At 68.2% G+C, this 5,663-nt stretch carries 6 protein-coding genes; 4 read left to right on the forward strand and 2 right to left on the reverse strand.

What is annotated here, in order from left to right; translation table 11 throughout:
* Positions 1-80 precede the first annotated feature (80 nt).
* The 3 genes from BSE24067_RS31950 to BSE24067_RS31960 are packed head-to-tail and all read left to right on the forward strand — an operon-like array spanning position 81 to position 2,702.
* Positions 81-407 (forward strand): DUF2069 domain-containing protein, encoded by a 327-nt coding sequence (locus tag BSE24067_RS31950; RefSeq protein ID WP_254600372.1) that lies wholly within the window; start codon positions 81-83, stop codon positions 405-407.
* A 20-nt stretch (positions 408-427) separates the two neighbouring features.
* Positions 428-1,849 (forward strand): FAD-binding oxidoreductase, encoded by a 1,422-nt coding sequence (locus tag BSE24067_RS31955; RefSeq protein WP_151068674.1) that lies wholly within the window; start codon positions 428-430, stop codon positions 1,847-1,849.
* Between the two features lie 25 nt (positions 1,850-1,874).
* Positions 1,875-2,702: a metallophosphoesterase gene (locus BSE24067_RS31960; RefSeq protein WP_151068672.1), complete on the forward strand. Its 828-nt coding sequence runs from the start codon at positions 1,875-1,877 to the stop codon at positions 2,700-2,702.
* A 61-nt stretch (positions 2,703-2,763) separates the two neighbouring features.
* Here the strand turns inward: BSE24067_RS31960 and BSE24067_RS31965 are convergent, their stop codons facing one another.
* Positions 2,764-2,922, reverse strand: coding sequence for a hypothetical protein (locus BSE24067_RS31965; protein ID WP_170297563.1), 159 nt, complete (start codon positions 2,920-2,922; stop codon positions 2,764-2,766).
* 123 nt (positions 2,923-3,045) lie between these two features.
* On the reverse strand, positions 3,046-3,987 hold the full coding sequence (locus tag BSE24067_RS31970) for a LysR family transcriptional regulator (RefSeq protein WP_151068673.1): 942 nt from the start codon (positions 3,985-3,987) through the stop codon (positions 3,046-3,048).
* 157 nt (positions 3,988-4,144) lie between these two features.
* On the opposite strand from BSE24067_RS31970, the gene BSE24067_RS31975 reads away from it, so the two are divergent.
* Positions 4,145-5,663, forward strand: a 1,519-nt coding sequence (locus BSE24067_RS31975) for an efflux transporter outer membrane subunit (RefSeq protein WP_174904995.1), incomplete at its 3' end; no start/stop codon positions are given.

Below are 5,663 nucleotides of genomic sequence, written 5' to 3' on the forward strand. Positions count from 1 at the left end.
CGAGATCTACACCGGAAGGAACACTCTTTCCCTACACGACGCTCTTCCGATCTCGCTGCGCGCTCGCCGCCGCCGCGTGTCTGGTCGCACTGATCGCGCTGTCGCTCGCGTGGGAGCTGTGGCTCGCGCCGCTGCGCCCCGGCGGCTCGGCGCTGATGCTCAAGGCCGTGCCGCTCGCGCTCGCGCTGCCGGGCGTGTGGCGGCGTAACATTTATACGATGCAGTGGGCGAGCATGCTGATCCTCGTCTATTTCGCCGAAGGCATCGTGCGCGGCATGTCCGACCGCGGCTTGTCCGCGACGCTCGGCTGGTGCGAGACCGCGCTCGCCGTCGGCTTTTTCGTGGCCGCGCTTGCGTACGTCGCGCCGTTCAAGCGCGCGGCGAAACGGCAGCGCGCCGCGCCCTGACCCTTACGCGACCGAACGTGATGATTACTTCCGACGCATTCGTTTCCGCCTGCCGCGACGCGATCGGCGCCGCGCACGTACTCACCGACCCGCACGACACCGAACCGTTCCTGACCGACTGGCGCCGCCGCTACAAGGGCAGCGCGTGCGCGGTGCTGAAACCGGCCGATACGGCCGAAGTGGCCGCGCTGGTCCGGCTCGCGAACACGCACGGCGTCGCGCTCGTGCCGCAGGGCGGCAACACCGGCCTCGCCGGCGGCGCGACGCCCGACACGAGCGGCGCCCAGGCCGTGTTGAGCCTCGTGCGGCTGAACCGCGTGCGCGCGCTCGATCCGCACAACAACACGATCACCGTCGAAGCCGGCGTGATCCTCGCCGACGTGCAGGCGCGCGCCCGCGAAGGCGGCCGGCTGTTCGCGCTGAGCCTCGCCGCCGAGGGCAGCTGCACGATCGGCGGCAATCTGTCGACCAACGCGGGCGGCACCGCGGTGCTGCGCTACGGCAACGCGCGCGAGCTGTGCCTCGGGCTCGAGGTCGTGACGCCGCAGGGCGAAATCTGGGACGGCCTGCGCGGGCTGCGCAAGGACAATACCGGCTACGACCTGCGCGATCTGTTCATCGGCGCGGAAGGCACGCTCGGCATCATCACGGCCGCGGTGATGAAGCTGCATCCGCTACCGGCCGCGCAGGTCACTGCGCTGGCCGCGCTCGAGTCGCCGCACGCGGCGCTCGATTTCCTCGCGCTCGCGCAGCGCGCGGCCGGCCCGCTGCTGACCGGCTTCGAGCTGATGTCGGACTTCTGCATGCAGCTCGTCGGCAAGCATTATCCGCAACTGCGCTACCCGTTCGATCGCACGCACGCGCAGACGGTATTGCTCGAGCTGTCGGACAACGAGGGCGAAACGCATGCGCGCGCGCTGTTCGAGAAGCTGATGGAGGAAGCGTTCGACGCCGGGCTCGTGGTCGACGCGGTAGTCGCGGAGAATCTCGCGCAGTCGCGCGCGTTCTGGGATCTGCGCGAGCACATCCCGATCGCGCAGGCCGACGAGGGTCTCAACATCAAGCACGACATCGCGGTGCCGATCTCGTCGATCGCGCGCTTCATCGACGAAACCGACGCGGCGATCCAGCAGGCCGCGCCGGGCGCGCGAATGGTCACGTTCGGCCACCTCGGCGACGGCAACCTGCATTACAACGTGCAGACGCCCGAAGGCGGCGATCCGAAGGCGTTCCTCGCGGAATTCCAGAAGCCGATCAACCGCATCGTCTACGACAACGTGCACCGCCACCACGGCACGATCAGCGCGGAGCACGGCATCGGCCAGTTGAAGATCGACGACGCGCAGCACTACAAGTCGCCGGTCGAAACGGCGCTGATGCGCACGCTGAAGACCGCGCTCGACCCGCGCGGGCTGATGAATCCCGGCAAGGTCCTGCGCTGACGCCACCTACCCCGGAGCGATGTCCATGAGAGTTCGCGTGCTGTCCGACCTGCATCTCGAAAGCAACCAGCCCGACACGATCGCGCATGCGGACGCGGATCTCGTCGTGCTGGCCGGCGACATCCACAACCATGCGGAAGGGTTGCGCTGGGCCGCCGAAACGTTCGATCCCGGCGTGCCGGTGATCTACGTGCCGGGCAATCATGAGTATTACGACGGGGAATTCGGTGCGCTCGAAACCGCGATGCGCGACGCCGCGCACGCGATCGACCACGTGCACTACCTAAACAACGGCGTGTACGTCGATCCGGCGCAGCGCTTTCGCGTGCTCGGCACGACGCTGTGGTCCGATTTCTCGCTGTTCGGCGCCGACGATGCGAGCGTCGCGCGCGCGATCGACGCCGGCATGCGCGTGATGCTCGATTTCAAGGGATTGATCCAGGTGACGTGGCCGCACGATGCAGCGCTGCATGCGGGCCGCGCGCCGGAGCGCGACTTCACGCCGGCCGACGCGATCGCGCTGCACCGGCAAGGCCGCGCATGGCTGGAGGCGCGGCTCGCGACGCCGTTCGCCGGCCGCACGATCGTCGTCACCCATCATGCGCCGCATCTGCGCTCGCTGGCCGAGCGTTATGCGGAGGATCTCGCTTCGGCGGGATTCGTCACGGACATGGCGGAACTGGTGCGGCCGCCCGTGGATCTCTGGATCCACGGTCACACGCACACGTCATTCGACTACGTGACCGACAGCGGCACGCGCGTGGTGTGCAACCCGCGCGGCTATATCCACCGGCGCACGGGCGAACTGGAAAATCCCGCGTTCGGCTGGGACAAGGTGGTCGAGCTCGGCTGAGCGCCGGGCCCGCAGGATGTGGGCCGCGCGATGCGGCCCTCGTCGATCTGAACGCTGCCGATCAGCGATCGGCGCGGCGCGACCCGTTCGACGACGCGCGCACGCGCACAGGCACCGGCTTCGCCTGGGCCTTCATCGCCCGCAGCAGATCGCGTGTCGCCGCGGCGGCGGCCGCCGCGCCAAGCAGGACTCCAAGGCCGATGATCAGTTGCGTATCCATTGCGACTCCGGTATTGAGCAGATCCAAATCTCTATGTTTGAACAGTATCAAACTGTCCGCGTTCCGATGTAAAGAAATGTTGCGTAAACGACAAATCTCGTCAGATCGCGCGCGACTGCGCGGTCATGTCGCAGCAGTGAACTGCGCGAGCGCGGCTTCGTCGGCCTGCAGCGTCGCCGGCAGTTCGTCACGCAGAAAGTCGACCCAGGTACGGATTTTCGCGTCGAGGTACTGGCGCGACGCATACAGCGCGTAGATGTTCATCACCTGCGACCGGTACTCGGGCATCACGCGCACGATGTGCCCGCTGCGCAGCCATCCGATCGCCGAATAGAGCGGCAGCCCGCCGACCCCCATCCCCTCCCGCACGGCCACCGCGAGCGCCTCGGCGACATTCACGCGAAACGGCGGCGCCGTGATCGGCACGACCTCGTCGCCGTTCGGCCCCGTCAGCGCCCATTCGTCGAAGTGAAACCCCGTCGCGATCATCCCGAGGCACACGTGCCGGGCGAGATCGGCCGGCCGCTGAGGCACGCCGTGCGATTCGACATAGCCGGGCGACGCGCACACGACGCTGTAGCTCTCGCCGAGCCGCTGCGACACGAGCCCGGAATCGGGCAAGTCGCGGCCGACGACGATCGCGACGTCGTACCCCTCGTCCAGCAGGTCGGGCATCCGCTGCGCGAGCGTCAGCTCGACGTGCACGTCCGGATAGCGCTGCCGGTAGCGCGCGATGGCCGGCACCAGATAGTGCTGCCCGAGGCTCGTGAAGCAATGGACCTTCAGCTTGCCGGACGGGCGCGCGTGCGCGTCGCCCGCTTCGGCTTCGGCCTGGTCGACGTACGCGAGGATCTGTTCGCAGCGCTGCAGATAGCGCTCGCCGGCCTCGGTCAGCGCGATCCGGCGCGTCGTGCGGTTCAGGAGACGCGTGCGCAGATGGGCCTCGAGATCCGAGACCGCGCGCGACGCGTAGGCGGTGGTCGAATTCATCTGCTGGGCGGCCGCGGTGAAGCTCCCCGCGTCGACCACGCGGACGAATACCCGCATGTTTTGTAGCGTATCCATCCCAATACCCGTTTGAATCCGGAGGGATTGTTGCACAGGGGCGAACAAATATTATCTCAGGATTCGTAAAAATGACTTGCACCGTTGTCCGTTTATTCAGGAATCACTGAAAAATATAATCGCCTCCGACTCATCTATATCCGAAAGGGAGAAAATCGTGCAGTTTCCGGCAACAAAAGGGACGCTGGCGCTGGCGGTTCTTGCAGTCTCATTAATAATGGCCGGTTGCGCGAGCATGGGCGACAACAAGACCCAGTCCACTCGCATCGAAGCGAACACGCTCGACGCCGGCGCTGCGATCCGGGCGGCCGATCGCGACGCGGGCTGGCCCGCGTCCGACTGGTGGCGCGCGTACCGCGACCCGCAGCTCGACGCATGGATCGCCGCCGCGCAGGCCGGCAACCCGACGCTCGCCGCGGCCGAGGCCCGCGTGCGCGAAGCGCAGGCGATGGCGCGGGTGGCGCGCTCGGCCGAGCTGCCGCAAATCAACGGCAATCTGTCGCTGATGCGCCAGCACTGGCCCGACAACGTCTATTACGGCCCCGGGCCGCTCGCCGACACCGACACCTGGAACAACACCGGCACGCTCGGCCTGTCGTACCACGTCGATCTGTGGGGCAAGGACAAGAACGCGACCGAGCGTGCGCTCGACACCGCGCACGCGACCGCGGCCGATGCGCGGGCGGCGAAGCTCGAGCTCGAGGTCAACGTGGTGCGCGCGTATGTCGGCATGTCGATGAACTATGCGCTGCTCGACCTCGCGCAGGAAACGTTCGAACGCCAGCGCGCGCTGGCCGACCTCGCGCGCAAGCGCCTGCAGGCCGGCATCGGCACGCAGCTCGAAGTCAGCCAGGCAGAATCGACGCTGCCCGATTACGAGCGCCAGATCGACACCTATGAGGAAGCGATCCAGCTCGCGCGCCATCAGCTCGCGGCGCTCGCGGGAAAGGGCCCGGGCGCAGGCGACGCGATCAAGCGGCCGAGCCTGTCGCTCGACGCGCCGGCCGGACTGCCGTCCGCGATGCCGGCCGACCTGCTCGGCCGCCGCCCGGACGTCGTCGCGGCCCGCTGGACGGTCGACGCGCAGGCGCGCGGCATCGACGTCGCGAAGGCGTCGTTCTATCCGAACATCGACCTGCTCGCGACGGTCGGCGGCTTCGGCGTGACCGCGCCGTTCGCCGACTTCCTGCGCGCGATGAACGGCGGCTGGACGGCCGGCCCCGCGCTGTCGCTGCCGATCTTCGAAGGCGGCCGGCTGCGCGCGCAGCTCGGTGCGGCCAACGCCGGCTACGATCAGGCCGTCGAGCGTTACAACCAGACGATCGTCGGCGCACTCAAGGACATCGCCGACCAGGTCGTGCGGATCCGCTCGCTCGACACGCAGAAGAAGGACGCCGCGCGCTCGGTGGCCGCCAACGACCGCAGCTACCGGTTGTCGCGCGAAGGTTTCCGTCGCGGGCTGACCGATTACGTGAACGTGCTGGTCGCGCAACAGCAGCTGCTGCGCGCGCAGGAGACGGCAGCCCGCATCGACGCGGAACGCCTGGCTGCGCACGCGCAGCTGATGGCCGCGCTCGGCGGCGGCGTCGAGACCGGCACGGATGATCCGGGCGGCCGTCCGCCCCGCGACGAAGCCGCCGCGCGTGCAACGGGTGCCGCTGCGCCGGCCGCCGCCT

Source organism: Burkholderia latens (assembly GCF_902499045.1).
GTDB classification, from domain to species: domain Bacteria; phylum Pseudomonadota; class Gammaproteobacteria; order Burkholderiales; family Burkholderiaceae; genus Burkholderia; species Burkholderia latens.

Excerpts from the sequence above, each read along its gene's own strand:
- BSE24067_RS31955 (WP_151068674.1), top strand. The coding sequence starts at position 428 with ATGATTACTTCCGACGCATTCGTTTCCGCCTGCCGCGACGCGATCGGC.
- BSE24067_RS31960 (WP_151068672.1), top strand. The coding sequence starts at position 1,875 with ATGAGAGTTCGCGTGCTGTCCGACCTGCATCTCGAAAGCAACCAGCCC.
- BSE24067_RS31965 (WP_170297563.1), bottom strand. The coding sequence starts at position 2,922 with ATGGATACGCAACTGATCATCGGCCTTGGAGTCCTGCTTGGCGCGGCG.
- BSE24067_RS31970 (WP_151068673.1), bottom strand. The coding sequence starts at position 3,987 with ATGGATACGCTACAAAACATGCGGGTATTCGTCCGCGTGGTCGACGCG.